General features: G+C 63.2%; 18 protein-coding genes. 15 read left to right on the top strand and 3 right to left on the bottom strand.

What is annotated here, in order from left to right:
• Positions 1–42 precede the first annotated feature (42 nt).
• Both ACR30Z_RS04060 and ACR30Z_RS04055 read right to left on the bottom strand, forming a co-directional pair.
• A complete protein-coding gene (locus ACR30Z_RS04060) occupies positions 43–906 on the bottom strand; it encodes a DUF4097 family beta strand repeat-containing protein (RefSeq protein WP_144650756.1) in 864 nt (287 codons plus the stop codon).
• The gene (locus tag ACR30Z_RS04055; protein WP_434371307.1) at positions 906–1,415 is read right to left on the bottom strand and encodes a histidine kinase; all 510 of its coding nucleotides are present in this window, start codon (positions 1,413–1,415) and stop codon (positions 906–908) included. The genes ACR30Z_RS04060 and ACR30Z_RS04055 overlap by 1 nt, the downstream gene beginning before the upstream one ends.
• Positions 1,416–1,617: 202 nt before the next feature.
• Here ACR30Z_RS04055 and ACR30Z_RS04050 point away from each other — a divergent pair, with 202 nt between their 5' ends.
• The 5 genes from ACR30Z_RS04050 to ACR30Z_RS04030 all read left to right on the top strand — a co-directional run bounded on the left by ACR30Z_RS04050 (position 1,618) and on the right by ACR30Z_RS04030 (position 8,212).
• On the top strand, positions 1,618–3,267 hold the full coding sequence (locus ACR30Z_RS04050; RefSeq protein WP_434371306.1) for an ABC-F family ATP-binding cassette domain-containing protein: 1,650 nt from the start codon (positions 1,618–1,620) through the stop codon (positions 3,265–3,267).
• A 137-nt stretch (positions 3,268–3,404) separates the two neighbouring features.
• Positions 3,405–3,752 (top strand): molybdopterin oxidoreductase, encoded by a 348-nt coding sequence (locus tag ACR30Z_RS04045; protein WP_434371305.1) that lies wholly within the window; start codon positions 3,405–3,407, stop codon positions 3,750–3,752.
• Entirely contained in the window at positions 3,752–4,708 is a 957-nt protein-coding gene (locus tag ACR30Z_RS04040; RefSeq protein WP_434371304.1) for an NAD(P)/FAD-dependent oxidoreductase, read from the top strand. The genes ACR30Z_RS04045 and ACR30Z_RS04040 overlap by 1 nt, the downstream gene beginning before the upstream one ends.
• Positions 4,709–4,836: 128 nt before the next feature.
• Positions 4,837–6,531, top strand: coding sequence for an FG-GAP-like repeat-containing protein (locus tag ACR30Z_RS04035; protein WP_434371303.1), 1,695 nt, complete (start codon positions 4,837–4,839; stop codon positions 6,529–6,531).
• Between the two features lie 217 nt (positions 6,532–6,748).
• Positions 6,749–8,212 (top strand): amino acid permease, encoded by a 1,464-nt coding sequence (locus ACR30Z_RS04030; protein ID WP_434371302.1) that lies wholly within the window; start codon positions 6,749–6,751, stop codon positions 8,210–8,212.
• A 130-nt stretch (positions 8,213–8,342) separates the two neighbouring features.
• Here the strand turns inward: ACR30Z_RS04030 and ACR30Z_RS04025 are convergent, their stop codons facing one another.
• Positions 8,343–9,113: a DUF559 domain-containing protein gene (locus tag ACR30Z_RS04025; RefSeq protein WP_434371301.1), complete on the bottom strand. Its 771-nt coding sequence runs from the start codon at positions 9,111–9,113 to the stop codon at positions 8,343–8,345.
• A gap of 324 nt (positions 9,114–9,437) precedes the next feature.
• Between ACR30Z_RS04025 and ACR30Z_RS04020 the strand changes: the two genes are divergently transcribed.
• The 10 genes from ACR30Z_RS04020 to paaZ all read left to right on the top strand — a co-directional run bounded on the left by ACR30Z_RS04020 (position 9,438) and on the right by paaZ (position 19,283).
• On the top strand, positions 9,438–9,896 hold the full coding sequence (locus ACR30Z_RS04020) for an SRPBCC family protein (RefSeq protein WP_144650737.1): 459 nt from the start codon (positions 9,438–9,440) through the stop codon (positions 9,894–9,896).
• A complete protein-coding gene (locus ACR30Z_RS04015) occupies positions 9,896–10,552 on the top strand; it encodes a pentapeptide repeat-containing protein (protein ID WP_434371300.1) in 657 nt (218 codons plus the stop codon). The genes ACR30Z_RS04020 and ACR30Z_RS04015 overlap by 1 nt, the downstream gene beginning before the upstream one ends.
• Before the next feature lie 140 nt (positions 10,553–10,692).
• Entirely contained in the window at positions 10,693–11,919 is a 1,227-nt protein-coding gene (locus ACR30Z_RS04010) for a thiolase family protein (RefSeq protein ID WP_144650730.1), read from the top strand.
• On the top strand, positions 11,919–12,722 hold the full coding sequence (locus tag ACR30Z_RS04005; protein ID WP_434371299.1) for an enoyl-CoA hydratase/isomerase family protein: 804 nt from the start codon (positions 11,919–11,921) through the stop codon (positions 12,720–12,722). The genes ACR30Z_RS04010 and ACR30Z_RS04005 overlap by 1 nt, the downstream gene beginning before the upstream one ends.
• Positions 12,719–13,585 (top strand): 3-hydroxyacyl-CoA dehydrogenase family protein, encoded by an 867-nt coding sequence (locus ACR30Z_RS04000; protein WP_144650725.1) that lies wholly within the window; start codon positions 12,719–12,721, stop codon positions 13,583–13,585. The genes ACR30Z_RS04005 and ACR30Z_RS04000 overlap by 4 nt, the downstream gene beginning before the upstream one ends.
• Before the next feature lie 26 nt (positions 13,586–13,611).
• Entirely contained in the window at positions 13,612–14,208 is a 597-nt protein-coding gene (locus ACR30Z_RS03995) for a GNAT family N-acetyltransferase (RefSeq protein WP_434371298.1), read from the top strand.
• A 145-nt stretch (positions 14,209–14,353) separates the two neighbouring features.
• On the top strand, positions 14,354–15,250 hold the full coding sequence (locus ACR30Z_RS03990; RefSeq protein WP_144650719.1) for an SGNH/GDSL hydrolase family protein: 897 nt from the start codon (positions 14,354–14,356) through the stop codon (positions 15,248–15,250).
• Positions 15,251–15,303: 53 nt separating this feature from the next.
• Positions 15,304–16,032 (top strand): tyrosine-protein phosphatase, encoded by a 729-nt coding sequence (locus ACR30Z_RS03985; RefSeq protein ID WP_434371297.1) that lies wholly within the window; start codon positions 15,304–15,306, stop codon positions 16,030–16,032.
• Entirely contained in the window at positions 16,029–17,045 is a 1,017-nt protein-coding gene (locus ACR30Z_RS03980) for a glycosyltransferase family 2 protein (RefSeq protein ID WP_434371296.1), read from the top strand. Before ACR30Z_RS03985 ends, ACR30Z_RS03980 begins: the two co-directional genes overlap by 4 nt.
• Positions 17,046–17,183: 138 nt before the next feature.
• On the top strand, positions 17,184–19,283 hold the full coding sequence (gene paaZ, locus ACR30Z_RS03975; RefSeq protein WP_144650713.1) for a phenylacetic acid degradation bifunctional protein PaaZ: 2,100 nt from the start codon (positions 17,184–17,186) through the stop codon (positions 19,281–19,283).
• Positions 19,284–19,354 lie beyond the last annotated feature (71 nt).

Here is a 19,354-nt window from a genome sequence, read left to right as displayed (position 1 = left end):
GTGGCTCCTTTGCTCGAAGTGGGTCCGCCCGCTGGAGCCGCCCTAGCTGACTGGGGCGGGCGAGCGCGTTACTTTGATGTCGCCGTAGGCGTTGCGGGCGCGGATCTCCACTTGGTCCGTAGACCCGCCCGGTCCCTGGGTGGCGTCGAGGGCGTTGCGTACCCGTCCATATTTGGTGTTGAGGTCCAGCCAGGCCGCAGTGCCTTCACGCACGCCGATGGACAGCGTGCCCGCTGCGGTTTGGACGGTGAGGGTGCCTGCAGAAACTTCGCCAACCGTGATGTCACCGTTGGATGCCTTGATGATGGTGGATGTTCCTGCCCGTTCCAGGGCGACGTCGCCATTGGCGGCGCTGACGCTGAGCTCGCCGGCGGCGTCCACGATGTAAGTGCTGCCATTGCCATTCTTGATCGTGGCAACACCGTCGATTTCCCGAATGCGGATCTTGCCTGAACCAGTCTTGATCCTTGACCGTCCTGAGGCGCGTTCCACCGTGACGTCCCCCATACCCGTATGGGCACGGAGCTCGCCGCAATGGTCGATGCGGATGTGGCCCAAGTCGGTCTTCAAGTCAGCGGTGCTGAATTCGCCTTCGCAGTGGAGATCGCCCATGCCGGACTTCAACTCCAGGCTGCAGCCGACGGGAACTTCCACTGTGACTTCCACGGCGCCACCGTCGCTGAACCACGTGTGGCGGATCGCGGGATGAAGCCGGACCTGCAAGCGACCGTCCGAGTAGTCCACTGTGGTCTGCTCAGCCATCTTGGCGTCCAGGGCGCGTTTGGCCTTGCGTGGCTGGACAGTGACTTCGGTGTCTGCGCGGTCCCGTGCCACCACCCAGATGTCGGCGCGGACGGAAACATCAACCACGACGGCGATGGGTCGCGGAGTCTGGAAGGTTGCCATCAGCGTGCCCATCCTGTGAAGTTCTGTTCGCCGGGTTCGTGGCGCTCTTTCCGCTGGGCTGGCCGGCCATTGAGGGCATCTGCGACAGCTCGGATCAGCCACGAATTCACGGACAGCCCCGCTTTGCCCGCTGCATCTTCGACTTGCTGCTTGAGGTGGTCGGGGAGCCGCAACGTGGTGCGGGAGGTGCTGGTGCCGTCAAGATCCTCAGCCGTAGGAGTGGGCTGTCTTGGTTGTTCGGTCATGGCTTCGAAGTCGTTGGCCGTGGCGGGATTGCTCACCACGAATTCCGGCTCGCGGCCGCGCAGCCTGACCTCCACCGAGCCGGGGGCCAGCTCCAAGGTGATTTCGTTCGCCGCGTCGGAGAGGGCCTCCAGGAGGACCAGCCTGATGGTGGATTCCAGTGCTGCGGTCAGGCGTTCGCTGAGCGCACGTGCCTCGGGGCCACCGGCCTCTGCGGCGGTGTCCAGTTGGCGTTGGACTGCGGTGACATATTGGTTCAGCTGCATGACACCATAGTGACACCATAGTGGTGTCACTGCAATGGCATTTCGTGACAAATGGTGCCACAAGTGGTGTCCCGGCTTGACGCGCCTGCTTTTCGCGGGCAGGCTGGACCGATGAAGTCTTGAGCGCAGCCCCTACCTTCGGCTGCATCCCCAGTACCCACATGGCTTTCTGCCACCCACTGCGGACTTGCGAGGATTCCTCTTGACTGACCACCTTTACCTTTCCGGCGTTTCCCACGGCTACGGGGACCGCGAACTTTTGAATGCCGTTGACCTCGTCATCCATCACGGCGAGCACGTGGCCATTGTTGGCGAGAACGGTGCCGGCAAATCCACCCTGCTCCGCCTGATGGCCGGTGTGGAAACGCCCGACGACGGCACCGCGGGTTTGTCGGGCAACCCCGGCTACCGCGTCGGTTACCTCGCCCAGACGCACGGGCTTGCTGAGTCGTTGACCGTGGGGGATGCCATCGACGCCTCCCTCGGTGCGCTGCGCTCGCTGGAAGACCGAATAGCGGAACTCGAGCGGGACCTGGCCGATGCCGACTCCGAGGCGCTGGACCTCTACGGCAGCCTGCAAACCGAATACCAACTGCGCGAAGGGTACGCCGCCGAATCCCGGGTGGAAGCAGCGCTGGACACATTGGGGCTGGGAGGCCTGGACCGCCGTCGAACGCTTGGATCCTTGTCCGGCGGCGAGCAGGAGCGGGTAGCGCTCGCCTGCCTGCTCGCTGATCCCGCTGAGGCGTTGTTGCTGGACGAGCCCACCAACCACTTGGACGCGAACGGCACCGCCTGGCTGGAGTCGAGGTTGGCCGCGCATCGCGGGACTGTAGTGGTGGTCTCGCACGACCGTGTTTTGCTCAGGAAAGTCGCCACTACCATCATCGAAGTGGACGCTGAGCGGCGGTCCGTGAGCCGCTACGGCAGCGGCTATGAAGGTTACCTCCGTGAGAAAGCGGCCGAACGGGCGCGCTGGGTCCAGCAATACGACGAATGGCTCAATGCCATGGCCGCCGAGCGGCTGCAAGCCGCCACAGTAGCCGATGGTATGGGCTACGGCCGTAAGCGCGACAACGACAAGATGGCCTTCGGCTTCAAAACCGGTACGTGGCAAAGCGCGGCAGCCAGCAAAGTCCGCAACGCCCAGGAGCGGCTGCGCAGGCTCGAAGAGAACCCGGTGGACCGGCCTCCGGTTCCACTAAAGCTGGCAGCTCCGCTGGGAGCCGTGGCTGTGGCTGCGTCCCTGCCGGCGTTGGAGGCCCACAGGGTCAGTGTGCCCGGGAGGCTCCAACCCACCGACCTCAGGGTGGAAACCGGGCAGAAAGTCCTCATCACCGGCCCCAACGGCGCCGGCAAATCCACGCTGTTGTCAGTGCTGACGGGCAACCTGGAGCCCGCCGCGGGATCCGTGACCGTCAACGGCAAAGTGGGCTACCTGCAACAGGAACTTGAGGTCCCCGCCCGGCCGGGACTGCGCCTGCTGCCGGCGTTCGCCGCGGGACTGGGCGGCAACATTGACGAGCATGCTGAAGGCTTGCTGAGGTTGGGGCTGTTCCGTCCTGCCGAATTCCATGTTCCGGTTGGCGGGCTCTCCGCCGGCCAGCAACGTCGCTTGGCTCTGGCCCGCCTCCTGCTGGGCGGCTACGACACCATGATCGTGGATGAGCCCACCAACCATTTGGCGCCTGTGCTGGTGGAACAACTGGAAGCCGCGCTCGCATCCTTTGCCGGGACGGTGGTGATCGTCAGCCACGACCGCGCACTGGGTGAGTGGTTTGACCGTTGCGCGCGTCCCGCGCCCGTTGGCACCTGGGTCCGCTACGGCATGCAGGGTGGCGAACTGTTATAGGGCTCAACCTGAGCTCCACCGTGTGAGCTGTTCGCAAAGCGATCGTTACGCTTTGTCCTGCGGGATGAAACATGCGGCAGCGCGCCCTGAAACAACGGCGGAGCACCATGGGAGGAAGACGGCCGAAAGGACTTCCCGTGATCGCCAAGAATCTCTTCCTGCAGGGCATCTACCACTTCGAAGGCACCGGGCTGGACAAGCCCGTGCCCATTCACAGCGAGCTATCGCACTTTGTCCCGGACGGCGTCGTCAACCAGACGTTGTACTTCCGCGGCGGCAACTCAAGCCCGGAGCTGATCACTGTGGTGCTGATGCGGGACCGTATTCCCATGCGGTACTTCCCCATCGGGGCCAAGGGTGACGTTCATGTTCCGCTCAGGGTGGTGGAAGACACCGAAGGCGGGTCGGTGATCGAGCTGTTCATCGTGGCGCCAACCGGGGTGCGGGGAACTGTCGTGGTGGATCTTGGCATGGTGGAGCACTGATGAAGCAGCGGCTGGTGGTGATCGGCAACGGCATGGCTGGTGCCCGGGCCGTGGAAGAGATCCTCGCCCGGGGAGGGGCAGATCTGCTGGAGATCACCATGTTCGGCGACGAACCCTACGGAAATTACAACCGCTCCATGCTTAGCCATGTGCTCTCCGGCGAGGCAAACGCTTCGGACATCATCCTCAATGCCTTGACGTGGTACCGGGAAAACAACATCACCCTGCACGCCGGGGTCCGCGTGGATCGCGTGGACAAGTTCAGCAAGCACGTCTTCGCCAGTGATGGCAGGGTGGTGGCCTACGACGTCCTGATCTTGGCTACCGGCGGACGATCCCACCTTCCACCCATGGAAGGCCTGTACACACCCAGTGGCACGCTCCGGCCCGGGATCTTCACTTTCCGGACCATGGACGATACCCGCAGGATGATCCAGTTCGCCCAGCAGGATCATCACCGCAGGGCCGTGGTGATTGGTGACGAAGTGCCCGGTCTTGAGGTGGCAAGGGGGTTGCAGGCCAGGGGCCTGGACGTCGCTGTGGTCCACTCGGGGAGCAGAGCTACCGGGGTCCTGGGCTCAGATCGGGTGAGTGGGATTCGGCTGCACGGCGGCAACGAGCTTGACTGCGACATGGCGGTGGTGACTTCGGGCATCAGGCCGAACGTCGACGTCGCGGTGGTGAGTGGTTTGGCAGTGGAGCGGGCCGTCGTCGTGGACGACTACTTACAGGTCATGGACGAAGAAGACATCTACGCGCTGGGGGAGTGCGTCCAGCATCGCGGTGAGGTTTACGGGCTTGCGGCGCCAGCGTGGGATCAGGCAGCTGTCGTGGCCGACCACATCACGGGTGTGGATCGCTCTTCCGTTTACTTGGGGTCCCGGAACGCCGCCAAGCTGAAGGTGGCCGGCGTCGATGTCCCTTCATGGGCCAGCACGTCCGGGACGGGACACTAACGAGCGCCAGGCGCTCACCGGTACCGGCGTCTTCGAGCCGATGCTGACCCGGGACAGCAAGATGATGGGGCGATGGCGTGCGCTGAGTGGAGCCGATGAGGTAGCCGGCAACTGTAGGCTTTGCTTTTATGCGAATCCTGACCCGCGGCCGCGCGTGGCCCGTTGCCCTTGCCGTGATTCTGACCGTTTCGACCATGTCAGCCGGCGGTGCTTCGGCTACACCGGATGTGACGGATACGATCAACGTCGGTGGTACTCCCGTAGGTGCTGCCGTTGATCCTCAAACAGGAACCCTCTACGTGAGTGACGACGCGAGCGGCACGGTAGCTGTCATCAACGGGAGCACTATCACAGCAAGGATTTCGGTTGGCCGGGAGCCACGCAACATCGCTGTGGACCCAAGCACTCACACGGCGTATGTGACCAACTGGGGTGACAACTCTGTCTCCATCATCAAGGGGACCAAGGTGACGGCAACAGTGGCAGTGGGTGGGCATCCCTACGGCATAGCGGTGGACCCTGCGACTCACACGGCATATGTCGCAAACTCCCAATCCGGCAGTATTTCCGTCATCAAGGGGACTACGGTGACCTCGACTATTGCAGTCGGGCATGACTCGTGGGGCGTCGCCGTGGACCCGGGAACCCACACTGTCTACGCCCCAAGTGGTGATGGCAGCCTCTATGTCATCAATGGCGCCTCCGTCACAGGCACCATCAAGGTCAGCAGCTACTCGCTGCAAGGGGTGGCGGTGGACCCGCAGACTCACGACGTATTCGTTACAGCTCCATCCGCCGGCGGACGCCTCTATGTCATCAATGGCTCCAAGGTCGTCCAGGAAAAGATGATCACAGGCGGTGCTCCAGAGTGGATCGCCGTGGACCCTGGGACCCACGCTGTCTACATGACGACCTTGTATGCCAACAAGTTGTCTGTCACCAGCGGCCGCGGTGTCAACACCGCCGTCCCCGTCGGAGAGACGCCAATAGGCATAGCGGTGGACCCCGTCAGGCACATTACATATGTGGCCAACGCCAGCGATGGCACCGTCTCCGTGGTGAGGGATCACGCCAATAAAGACTTCAATAGCGACGCGCACCCGGACATCATTGCCAGGGATGGGAGCGGCTTGCTGTGGCTGTACCCCTCCGATGGCTCAGGCGGCTGGCTCTCGCGGATTCAGGCCGGTCAAGGATGGAATGTCATGAATCACTTGATGACGGCAGGAGACTTCAACACTGACGGGCACGCAGATGTTTTGGCTCGCGATGCCGCTGGGGTGCTGTGGTTGTACCCGGGTAACGGCAAGGGTGGCTGGCTTCAGCGGGTCCAGGTTGGCTCGGGGTGGAATGCAATGTCCGAGCTGGTCGCGCCGGGCGACGTCAGCGGCGATGGAAAGCCTGATGTCTTGGCGCGGGACGGCAGTGGCAATTTGTGGTTGTATCCGGGCAATGGCACGGGTGGCTGGCTTCAGCGGGTCCAGGTTGGCTGGGGCTGGAACGGACTGTCAGAGCTCGTCGGGCCGGGAGATTTCAGCGGGGACGGCAAGCCGGACGTTCTGGCCCGCGATGCCGGGGGTGCTTTGTGGTTGTACCCCGGGAACGGTCGTGGCGGTTGGCTCAATGCCGTCAGGATCGGTTCTGGCTGGAACGGCATGTCTGAGCTGTCAGGGCCAGGTGACTTCGACAGCGACGGCCATACCGACATTCTTGCCCGTGACGGTGGCGGGTCTCTTTGGGTGTACCCCGGCAACGGCCAAGGAGGCTGGCTGGCTCCCGCCAAGGTGGGTTCCGGTTGGAATGTCATGAGTGCTCTTCTCTAGCGACGAGCCTTTTCCCTTGCCTCTTGTTGCCTGCGTCACGGGCATTCGGGTTAATCCCGTAAGATAGACGGGTTGCGCGAACCTTCGGTGTTCTGCGTTCTTTGTCACACTTCGAGTCCTCAAACGAGGAAAAGCTCGAATTTTGTGTGCCAAAGCCGCCCGTGTTCCGGCACTGGCGTAACCCCTACAGCAATACCCCAACCCACAAGGAACAGCTGTGCCGCAAAGTACTCCCACAGATCTCCAGAGCCCCAAGGCCTCATCCGCAGCCGCGGGCTCCACCCTCAGTGCCGAGGGATACCAGAAGACCCTGAGCCGCCGCCACGTCACCATGATCGCCATGGGTGGCGCGATCGGCGTCGGCCTGTTCATGGGTGCCGGTGGCCGTCTGGCCTCCACCGGCCCTGCCCTGATCTTCTCCTACGCCATTGCCGGCGTCATCGCTTACCTGCTGATGCGCGCCCTCGGCGAACTCATCATGTACCGCCAGACGTCCGGCTCTTTCGTGAGCTACGCCGGTGAAATGTTCGGCAAGAAGGGCGCCTTCCTTTCCGGGTGGATGTACTTCATCAACTGGGCCATGACAGGCATCGCCGAGCTCATCGCGATCGGCCTCTACTTCCAGTTCTTCTTCCCGAACGTGCCCATTGAACTGTCCGCCATCGCAGCGCTGGTGCTGCTGGTGGCCGTGAACCTGTTCAGCGTCAAGGCGTTCGGCGAATTCGAATTCTGGGCCTCCTGCCTCAAGGTTGCGGCGATCGTGATCTTCCTGGCTGTTGGCACGTTCATGGTGGTCACCAACGCGAAGGTGGGCGAAGGCAACGCGTCCGTGGCCAACCTGTTCCACGAAGACGGCGGAATGTTCCCCAAGGGTGGCCTGGTGATGATCCTGGTCCTCAACGCCGTGATCTTCGCTTACAACGCCATCGAACTCGTCGGCATTACCGCAGGTGAGATGGAGAATCCGGAACGTGAAGTTCCCAAGGCGATCCGCGCCGTCGTGATCCGTATTGTTGTCTTCTACGTCGGCTCGGTGACGCTGCTTGCAATGCTGCTGCCGTCCGACCAATACGTTGCCGGCACTTCGCCGTTCGTCACCGTGTTCGGCCAGATGGGCCTCGGCTGGATGGGTGACGTCATGAACATGATCGTCATTACCGCTGCGTTGTCCTCCTGCAACTCGGGCCTGTACTCGATCGGCCGCATCTTCCGCACCATGGCCAACAACGGCCACGCTCCGCAGTGGCTCACCAAGATGTCCACCCGCCACGTTCCTTACGCGGCAATTTTGGCCATCGGCGGCGTGTACCTCGTGGGCATCCTGCTCAACATCTGGCTGGGTGGTTCGCACGCGTTCGACCTCGCACTGAACACGGCTTCCATCGGCGTGATCTTTACATGGGGATCCATCTTCGCGAGCCAGATTGCCTTGCGTAAGAAGCGCGGCAATGTCTCCAGCTTGCCGATGCCCGGTTCTCCGTGGACCAGCTGGCTTGGCCTCATCGCACTGCTGGCCATCACCGTGCTGATCGGCTTCGACACTATGACCAACAAGGAAACCGGCGAGATCTTCCTGCTGGGCCTCTGGACGCTGGCCACCATCCCGTTCTTCGCCCTGATCCTGTGGCTGGGCTGGCAGAAGGTCAAGAACAACGAGCCCAAGAGCGAGCTGTTCAGCTAAGCCTCTCCACTCGTCAAAACGCTCGACGGCGGGTGCCTCCTTTTCGGGGGCACTCGCCGTTCGCGTACCCGTACCCAACTGACTGGCATTAGTGGTTGTTTTGAGCGCTCAAAACAACCACTAATGCCAGCTACTTGGGCGTCCAGCCTTGGCCAATCAGCGCATTCCGGACTTTGGATACGGCTGAGCGAGCGTCGTTTCTCATGTGGCGTTTTGAAATGCGGACAAGTGTCCATCCGGCGCGACTAAAGTCCTCTTCCCGCTCAATGTCCCGGACAATCTGGGCAGCATCTGAGTGGCCCTCGCCTTCGTATTCCACCGCCACCCGGAGCTCGGGACAGGATAGGTCGGGTTGACGCACGACGCCGGAACCCAGTTCGGTGGGCCGGTTCACCTCCACCTGTGGCAGCCCTGCCCGCTCAAGTGCCAGGCGAAGCCGCGTTTCGGGCCCGGAATCGGCTCCCATGCGGGCCTGCTCCAGTGCAAGGCGCGCCTTCCGGATTCCCGGTGTCCCTTTATGGCGGTCAAGCATGGTTTCAAGATCTTCACGCGTGCAGTAAGGGTCGCTGCGCCCCTCGAACTCAGCCCTTGGCGCCCGCAGTAGGTGATCAGCCACCACGGTGATCTCGTCAATGCTCATCTTCCGGGCGCAATCGAGCCACGTCCGTGCACGGCTGGTGACGAGCAAGCCGTTGTGGTTGGCAATTTCGTCCTCGAAGAACTGCCCTACATGTCCCACCACACCCTTCCTTCGCGGGATTGCCATGGTGTCCGGCCGTGAAATGTGGATGAGAGATTCGTGGCTGCCCGGCAGGAAACCAGGGAATTCCCAGAGCACGAACGCCGTAGCGTGGGAGGCCGCGGAAAACGGTGTAATGACCGTGTAAGGCCGGATCGTCATGGCTAGTTCGGTCGCGTGGCCGGTGGTGGGGCTCCGTATCCCTCGGCTTGGTGAGTCAAGCCCCCAGTGCCTCCACCTCTGACGGGAGACGCCGGCGTCGAGCGCTTCTTGCCAGGTGAAAGGGGCGCCTCCAAGGCGATCGGGCAGCTGCTTGGGGATACGCATTTTCCCATGCTGGCAAATCCTTGAAGCGGGCGGGCGGTTATCCACAGGCCGCACGTACTCGCTCCCAACTGACTGGCATTAGTGGTTGTTTTGAGCGCTCAGAACAACCACTAATGCCAGTCAGTTGGGAGTGTCGGGGGTCGGGTCTAGGCTCGATGTATGGAACACACCACCACCCTGACGCAGCACGTCAACGCCAGTCCGGAGAAGGTCTGGGCGGTCCTTTCGGACATTCCAGGATCGGCCGGCACGCTTTCCGGCATCAACGCAATCCAAATGCTCAGCGAGGGTCCGTACGGTGAAGGCACCCGCTGGAAGGAAACCCGCACCATGATGGGCAGGCAGGAAACGGTCGAAATGTGGGTGTCCCACACCGACCCGCCCCGCAGCACCACCATCAAGGCCCTCCAAGGCGGCGCGGACTACACCACGCGCTTCAACTTGAGTGAGCGCGACGGCGGCACAGACCTCACCATGACATTCGGCGCCGAGATGATCAACCCCTCCCTTCTCAGCAAGGTGGGCATGGCCTTGTTCGGCAAGATCGGGATGAGCATGACCCGGAAGGCCCTGGCCAAGGACTTGTCCGAGATCGCAGCCAAAGCGGAATCGCTCTGATGGCGGCTGCGAAGGTAGCGGCCCCTAAAATTTCGCCGGTGCGGTTGGACGAACTTCGCGACGACGACGCCCCGGACTTCCAGCGTGGCGAACGGTACGACGGCGTCAGGTTCACCAAAGTGTCCGCTGACGGGGAAGAGCTGAGTGGCTCGGATTTCATCGAGTGCGAGTTCAACGGCGTGTCCTTCAATGAGGCCCAATTGCGCGGAGCCACCTTCCGTGAGTGCATCCTCGCAGAGCCGTACGCCCCGGTCTTCACTGCGGCACGGAGCTCCTGGCAGGACGTGGAGATCAGCAATCCACGCTGGGGGTCTGCCGAACTTTATGAGGGCAATTGGCGGTCAGTCCGAATCGACGGCGGCAAACTGGACTACGTGAACCTGCGTGGCTCCAAGCTCATGGACATCCAGATTTCGGACTGCATCATCAACGAGCTCGACCTCGGAAACTGCGCAGGCACCCGCGTGGCCCTGAAGAACTGCACCATCGGAACCCTGGATGTCACGGGAGCCAAGCTGAAGGACGTGGATCTCCGGACGTCGGAATTCCGCGGAATCAACGGTTTGGCGGGGCTGGCAGGCGTAATTATCGACGACTACCAGTTGAGCCTTATGGCGCCGCTGTTGGCCGGTCACTTGGGGATCCGGGTGGTCTGATGTTGTGGCGGGCCGGGCGGGTTGTCCCTTGCTGAGGGCTTCATCTGTTGACCGGCCCGCTGCGCCGTGTAATCTTTATAGAACGAACGGTCGGTATATTATTCACGACCGGTCCCTTTCACTTCGCGAAGGATGTTCTCATGGTCGAGGCTTTTCTTGTTGGCGGCGCACGCACGCCTGTAGGTCGCTACGGTGGGGCCCTGTCCTCAGTCCGCCCGGATGATCTCGCCGCATTGGTGGTCCGGGAAGCTGTGGCGCGTGCCGGCGTCGATCCTGACTCCATTGACGAAGTCATCCTGGGCAACGCCAACGGCGCAGGCGAGGAAAACCGCAACGTCGCACGCATGGCCACCATCCTGGCCGGACTTCCCCTCCACATCCCCGGCATCACCGTGAACCGCCTGTGCGCCTCGGGCCTGAGCGCCATCATCATGGCGAGCCACATGATCAAGTCCGGTGCTGCGGACATTGTGGTGGCCGGCGGCGTCGAGTCCATGAGCCGTGCGCCGTGGGTCCAGGAGAAGCCGTCCACGGCCTTCGCCAAGCCGGGCCAGATCTTCGATACCTCCATCGGCTGGCGTTTCGCCAACCCGCTCTTCACCAAGGGCGAGCTCTCCCGCGACGGCAAGATGACCTACTCCATGCCTGAAACGGCCGAGGAAGTAGGCCGCGTGGACAGCATCTCCCGTGAGGACGCCGACGCCTTTGCCGTCCGTTCCCATGAAAGGGCCTTGGCAGCCATCGCCGGCGGGCGCTTCAAGGACGAGATTGTTCCCGTCACGGTCAAGAATCGGAAGTCCGAGACCGTGGTGGACACCGACGAGGGCCCCCGCGAGGGCACCACCATGGACGTCCTGGCTGGGCTGCGGCCTGTGGTTCCCGGTGGATCCGTGGTGACGGCAGGCAACTCTTCCACGTTGAACGACGGCGCCTCGGCCATCATCGTGGCCTCCGAAGCCGCCATCAAGAAGTTCGGCCTGACTCCGCGCGCCCGCATCGTCGACGGCGCCTCTGCAGGCTGCGAGCCGGAAATCATGGGCATCGGCCCGGTCCCGGCCACGCAGAAGATCCTGTCCCGCACCGGCCTCACCGTGGACCAGCTCGGCGCCGTGGAACTGAACGAAGCGTTCGCCACCCAGTCGCTGGCGAGCATGCGTCGCCTGGGGCTGGATCCGGACATTGTGAATAACGACGGCGGTGCCATCAGTTTGGGGCACCCGCTGGGTTCCAGCGGCTCACGTATTGCGATTACGCTGCTGGGCCGCATGGAGCGCGAACTGGCCTCCACCACTGGACCGAAACTTGGCCTGGCGACCATGTGCATCGGCGTTGGGCAAGGCACCGCGATGCTGCTGGAAGGCGTGTAATGGCTCTGAATCCGGACGACTTCACCACTCTCCTCCTTGAAGAACGCGAAGATCGCCTCACGGTTCTGTTGAATCGCCCCGAGGTCCGCAACGCGATCGATCAGACGATGGTGGATGAGCTCCATCAGGTGTGTGCCGAGCTGGAACGCAACCCGAAGGTGCTGATCATCGCCGGTACTGAAGGTGTGTTCGCTTCTGGTGCCGACATCGGCCAGCTGCGGGAGCGGCGCAGGGACGACGCCTTGCAGGGGATCAACTCCACGATCTTTGTCCGCATCGCCAAGTTGCCCATGCCTGTCATCGCGGCTTTGGACGGATACTGCCTGGGCGGCGGGGCCGAGCTGGCTTACGCTGCCGATTTCCGTATTGGTACGCCGAGCGTGCGTATCGGCAACCCGGAAACGGGCCTGGGAATCCTCGCCGCCGCCGGTGCAAGCTGGCGTCTCAAGGAACTGGTGGGAGAACCGAAGGCCAAGGAGATCCTCCTGGCCGGAGCCGTCCTGCGTTCAGAGGAAGCACTGCGGATCAGCCTCATCACTGAGATCCATGAGGCGCCCGAGCTCATGGATGCAGCGCACAAGCTGGCGGACCGGATTGGCCGCCAGGATCCCTTGGCCGTGCGCATCACTAAGTCCGTGTTCCATGCCCCCGCCGAGGCTCACCCGCTGATCGACACACTGGCCCAGGGAATCCTCTTCGAGTCCCAAGCCAAGTTCGACCGCATGCAGGCCTTCCTCGACAAGAAGTCGGCCAAGGCTTCGAAAGATTCCGACGCTTCCACGCAAGACAGGACCCAGAAATGACGACCACAGCTCCCGCCATTCCGCACGTCGTCGGTGTCCTCGGTGGTGGCCGGATGGGCGCCGGCATCGCACACGCGTTCCTCACCAAAGGCGCAACGGTGATCGTGGTGGAACGCGACCACGAAGCAGCAGCAGGAGCCCAAGGCCGAGTAGCTGAGGCCGTTGCCAAGTCCGCAGCCCGCGGCACCCTGGGCGAAACTCCAGAAGAGGCGCTGTCCCGCTTCAGTACCTCCACGGATTACGAATCCTTCATTCACTGCGGACTCGTGGTGGAGGCCGTGCCCGAGGACTACGAGCTCAAGGTCACTGCACTAAAGGCTGTGGAGGAGCACTTGTCCGCGGATGCTTTCCTCGCGTCCAACACCTCTTCCTTGTCCGTGACCGGCCTTGCCAACGAGCTCCGCCGTCCGGCCAACTTCGTGGGGCTCCACTTCTTCAACCCGGTGCCGGCTTCCACCCTCATTGAAGTGGTGCTGGCCAAGGAGACGTCTCCCGAACTCGCTGTTGCGGCGAAAAGTTGGACCGAGGCACTCGGCAAGACCGCCGTCGTCGTTAATGACGCTCCTGGCTTTGCGTCCTCCAGGCTGGGCGTCGCGATTGCCCTTGAGGCTATGCGCATGGTGGAGGAAGGCGTGGCTTCGGCGGAGGACATCGACGCCGCCATGGTGCTCGGGTACAAGCACCCCACGGGTCCACTGAAGACCACCGACATTGTGGGCCTGGATGTTCGTTTGGGCATCGCGGAGTACCTTCATTCAACGCTGGGCGACCGATTCGCTCCGCCGCAGATCCTCCGGGACAAAGTGGCGCGCGGCGAGCTGGGACGCAAGACGGGCAAGGGCTTCTTCGACTGGAACGACTGACGCTCACGGGCGGTTAGGCTATCCGGGTGACTTCAATCGAACCCATCACCCTGACCGGAAAATTCGTGACGCTGGAACCGTTGAGCCCGGAACACCACGACGGGCTGGTTGATGCAGCCCGTGACGGTGATCTCTGGAAGCTCTGGTACACCTCGGTTCCGACGCCGGAGGGCATGGCGGCTGAGATTGATCGGCGCCTGGACCTGCAGGCAAAAGGCTCCATGGTGCCGTTCGCCACGCGGTCCAACACGACGGGCAACCTCATCGGTATGACGACATACATGAACATTGATGCGGTGACGCCCCGGCTGGAGATCGGCTCAACCTGGAACGCTGCGTCGGCTCACGGCACGGGAACCAACCCGGATTCCAAGCTGCTGCTCCTCCGGCACGCGTTTGAAACCTTGGGCTGCCCGGCCGTGGAGTTTCGTACGCACTGGCTCAACCAGCAGTCCCGCGACGCTATTGCACGGCTCGGTGCCAAACAGGACGGAGTGCTGCGGAACCACTCACGCAGCGCAGATGGTGCCCTCCGGGACACCGTGGTGTTCTCCATCCTGGAGCACGAGTGGCCCGCGGTGCGGAACGGCTTGGAGTTCCGGTTGGCCAAGTACGGCGCGTAGCGCCTGTCAAGGTCTTTTCACCACACAGCCGTAGGCGTAACCTTGCCCACACATTGCCCCGGTACGCGGCCGACTGGTGGGCGAGCCGCAACTTCCGCACCTGCGGGAGGCCGGAGCCCCACGGAGCGTTATGAAGGGGAACATCATGGCAACTCATCAAGCACGACGGCGGCACACGGTTCTGGCGAGCGGGCTCGCCGCCCTGGCACTCGTGGTGGGATTCACGGCGAGTCCGGCGACTGCCGCACCACCTCCGCCCGTCAACTATGTCGCCTTGGGTGATTCGTACACGGCGGGAACGGGTGCAGGGGATCTTGCCGGACCTATCCCCGCCATTCCTTGCTGGCAAAGCGCCGGCGGATACGTGGATATCGCCGGTGCCTCCGCTCGGGTAGCCCTTATTGATAACGCCGCCTGCCACGGTGCGTTCCTGGGCCCTATTGGAACTTCCACGCCGGTCGTGCAGCAGATCGCGGAATTGAGCGGGGCTGCCCTCAACAGTGAGACCGACTTGGTGAGCATCACTGCCGGTGCCCTGGATGCGGGAAGTGGGCTCGCGTTGCAGGCGTGCGCCTCGCCCGATACACAATCTTGTGCGGTCATCGTTGCCGGGATCATCCAGAACCTGGGTATCGTCGAAGCCGCCTTGGAAGGTACCTACCAGTCCATCCAGTTTGCTGCGCCGAATGCCACCATTGCTGTCCTGGGATACCCCCGGCTTTTTGATCCCTCGGAGGGCGACATCGTGTTGGGCGGGGCCACCGTGGTCCCGGTAGCCAACCAGATCCTCGTCAACCAAGCAGTGGATGCCCTCAACGCCACCATCGCCAAGGCTGTAGCGGAGAGCGGCACCAATGCTGTGTTCGTCGACGTCGCCAAGCGGTTCACAGGCCACGCGGTGAACTCGGACAACCCATGGATCGTGCTGGACCTGACCCAGCCGTTGTTGGACGCGAACTTCCACCCCAACGACGCCGGGCACCGAGCCTACGCATCAGCCCTGCTTTCTTCAGTAAAGCTGACCCAACTCGCCAAACGGTAGGGTCTCGGCGGCAGGCTCACCCGCAGACCTGCCTTTGTGCTTAGCTGGCTCCTATGGAAGGGACAACCAAGGTCCACTGGGACGGTGCAGTGAACGCGTGGATGATTGCCGGGGACGTGTATCGGATGGGCCGCCACGAATGGGTCACCGAGGCCGGGTGGCAGCAGATGTACGACGACGGCGTCCGCACCGTTATCGATCTCCGCGCCTCCCGCGAGCGGAAGCAGCGCGACACCGATCCCCAGGTGCGGGACGATGTGAAGGCGCGCATCGACGTCGTACATTGCCCAACGGAAGACCCGGACCATAGCGACTTCAGCGAGCTGTTCGGCCCGTATCTGAAGGATCCTGAGCACTACGGGGCTTACCTGGAGCTCTTCGGGGACAAGATTGCGGCGGTCTTCAAAGCCATCGCGGCGTCGCCGGGCAAGGTGGCGGTTCACTGTTCCGCGGGCCGGGACCGCAGCGGCGTGATCGCGCTGATGCTCCAGCAGTTGGCGGGCCTCGGTGACGGCGAGATCGTGCGCGGCTATGAGCTCGCTGCCAGGGGCATCAACGAGCGGCACCGCACCCATGGGGCGCCGCACGCGCACGATCCGTACCTGTCCGATGAGGACCTCGAGGCGGTACTGATACGGCGGCGTGCGAGCCTGCGGGAGTTCCTTGGTTCACTGGACGCGGCCGGTTTCCTGGCGGCCAACGGTGTATCAGCCGAACAACTTGCTGCACTCCGGGCCAAGCTGGGGGAGCGGGCCGGAAGCGCTGCTAACATGCAGGATTGATCACACTTCCCGAATGGAATGGACGAGCCATGACCGCCGGTGCCCGCATCACCATCGTGACCCGAACCAAGAACCGCCCGATTTTCCTGGCTCGTGCGCTGGATGACATCTTCGCCCAGACCTTTCAGGACTTCGAATTGGTGGTAGTCAACGACGGCGGAGATCCGGCCGACGTCGAACGCCTCACCTCCCAGCGGTCGGACGCGGAGCAGGCCCGCATTACCACCCTCCACCATTCGGAATCCGTGGGCATGGAAGCCGCGTCGAACGCCGGGATCAAGGCCGGCAGCGGCGAGTTCGTCGTGATCCACGATGACGATGATTTCTGGGCGCCGACGTTCCTGGAACGCACGGTCGCGTACCTCGACGACCCAGCGCACGCTGCACAGGCCGGCGTGATGGTCCGGACGGAGATCGTCATCGAGGAGTTGGTGGAGGACAGGATCGAGCCCGTCCGCCGCGAGATCTTCTGGGCGGACATGCGCCAGATAACCCTCGCGGACATGCTCAGGATCAACCGTGCGGTGCCTATTTCCTTCCTATACCGTCGCAGCCTCCATGACGCCGTGGGCTACTACAACGAGGATCTGCCGGTGGTGGGCGACTGGGAGTTCCACTTGCGGGTCCTCAGCCACTCGCGCGTAGGGTTCCTGGACGGTGAACCCCTTGCGTTCTGGTCGCAGCGGCCCGAATCCGAGGGGCATGACGGCAACAGCATCTTCGCCAAGGCCGCCGAGCACGCCCACTACGATGCCTTGGTCCGCGACGAACATCTCCGCGACGGCGTGGCCCAGGGTGGGCTGGGCACGGTGTTGTACCTGTCCCGCATCCTTGCGGAGCAGGAGGAGCTGATCCGCGCCCAGCAACGCCGCCTCGACGAATCCGCGGCCAAGCTCGACCACGTTTTGGAACGCTTGGACGCCCTGAACCAGACGCTGATTTCCCGCACCAGCGTGGGGGAGTTCCTCAAGAAGCCGTTGCTGTTGGCGAAGAAGCTGGGTGGTCGGGGCTAGGCCCCCGGGAAATAACTGCTGTACTCCTCCGGGCATTCATGTACCCTGTATATATTACCGAACGGCCGGTCAGTAATGTTGGCTCCAGTCACACTCTGACCGTGCCGATTTCCTGTGCCTTGGAAGGACCCGTCGACGATGACCACTACCGCAGTCGCCCCGGAAACCACAGCCGTTGCCACCGTCCCCAGCTACGTCCAGGATGCCTGGTGGACCCCGGCACCTGATGCGAAGAAGGTCCCGGTTCGTGACGCCAGCACCGGAGAAGTCCTGGCGAACGTGAGCACCGACGGCCTGGACCTGTCCGCCGTCGTGAACTTTGCCCGGACCACAGGCCAGGCAGAACTTGGGAAGCTGACGTTCCACCAGCGCGCGCTCAAGCTCAAAGAGCTTGCCATGTACCTGAACGGCCGGCGCGAGGAACTGTACGCGTCGTCGTCGCAGTCAGGCGCCACCAAGATCGACAACATGATCGACATCGACGGCGGCATTGGCGTGCTCTTCACCTTCGGTTCCAAGGGCCGCCGTGAACTGCCCAACTCGCAGGTGGTGGTGGACGGCCCCATGGAAACCCTGTCCAAGGATGGCTCATTCGTTGCCGAGCACATCTACACCCGCATTCCGGGCGTCGCCGTGCAGATCAATGCCTTCAACTTCCCTGTTTGGGGCATGCTGGAGAAATTCGCACCGTCCTTCCTGGCCGGTGTCCCCACCATCGTGAAGCCGGCTACGCCCACGGGCTACGTTGCCGCTGCTGCGGTCAAGGCGATCATCGAGTCCGGCATCCTTCCGGCAGGCTCCCTCCAGCTGATCTCCGGGTCCGCCCGAACCATCCTGGACGAACTCGACTACCGCGACCTCGTCTCCTTTACTGGTTCCGCGTCCACCGCCAACTCCCTCAAGAGCCACAACAACGTGGTGCAGGGAGGCGTCCGGTTCACTTCCGAGACCGACTCCCTCAACGCCGCAATCCTCGGCCCCGACGCCGTCCCCGGCACACCCGAGTTCGACGCTTTCATCAAAGCCGTCGTCACCGAGATGACCGTCAAGGCAGGGCAGAAGTGCACCGCCATCCGTCGCATCATCGTTCCACAGGAGTTGACCGCTGATGTCGCGGCCGCCGTCGGAGCCCGCATCACCGAGCGCGTGGTCGTCGGCGACCCGCGCGCCGAGGGCGTCACCATGGGCGCCCTGGCGTCGCTGGAGCAGCTCGCCGACGTCCGCGCTGCCGTTCAGTCAATGCTCGACGCCGGCGGTGAGCTTGCGTACGGATCTCTTGATGCGCCGTCGGTCACCTCGGTTGGCGGCACCGTAGGCGTGGTGGAGGACGGCGCGTTCATGTCGCCGGTCCTCCTCAGCTGGGCTGATGCCGAAGCCGAGGAAGTCCACTCCCTTGAAGCCTTCGGTCCTGTTTCTTCGGTGATCGGCTACTCCGACGTTGCCGATGCCGTCCGACTGGCCGCCCGCGGCTCCGGTTCGCTGGTAGCCTCCGTCTGCACCAACGATCCCGCTGTGGCCCGCGAGCTGGTCATGGGCATCGCTGCCCACCATGGCCGCGTCCACATGCTCAACCGTGAAGACGCCCGCACGTCCACCGGCCACGGCTCGCCCGTCCCGCACCTGGTCCACGGCGGTCCGGGCCGCGCCGGCGGTGGCGAGGAACTGGGTGGCATCCGTTCTGTCCTGCACCACATGCAGCGCACCGCCATCCAGGGCTCGCCCAACATGCTGACCGCGGTGACTGGCCAGTGGCACACCGGCGCTGACCGCAACTTTACTGTTGAGACAGAAGGCGAGCACCCGTTCCGGAAGCACCTCTCGACCCTCCGCATCGGTGACGCCGTGCGTTCGGAGCTGCGCCAGGTGACCCTCGAGGACATCACCGCCTTCGCCAACTCCACGGGGGACACGTTCTACGCGCACACCAACCAGGAAGCTGCCGAGGCCAACCCGTTCTTCCCCGGCATCGTGGCCCACGGTTACCTGCTGCTGAGCTGGGCAGCCGGACTCTTTGTGGAGCCCGCGCCGGGTCCCGTGCTGGCCAACTACGGCTTGGAGAACCTGCGCTTCATCACCCCCGTTGCGGCCGGCGACTCCATCCGCGTCACGCTGACGGCCAAGAAGATCACCCCGCGTGAGACCGACGAATACGGCGAGGTGGCCTGGGACGCCGTCCTGACCAACCAGAACGACGAGATCGTGGCCACCTACGACGTCCTGACCCTCGTGGAGAAGTAACCCTCTCTCACCTCCCGTGGGGTTTGGGGTGGCGCTCTCTCATGTCCCGTGGGTTTTGGGGTGGCGCTCTC

Source organism: Paenarthrobacter sp. FR1, from assembly GCF_051106045.1.
Taxonomy (GTDB): Bacteria; Actinomycetota; Actinomycetes; order Actinomycetales; family Micrococcaceae; genus Arthrobacter; species Arthrobacter nitroguajacolicus_A.
This window is presented reverse-complemented; position numbering and strand designations above follow the sequence as displayed.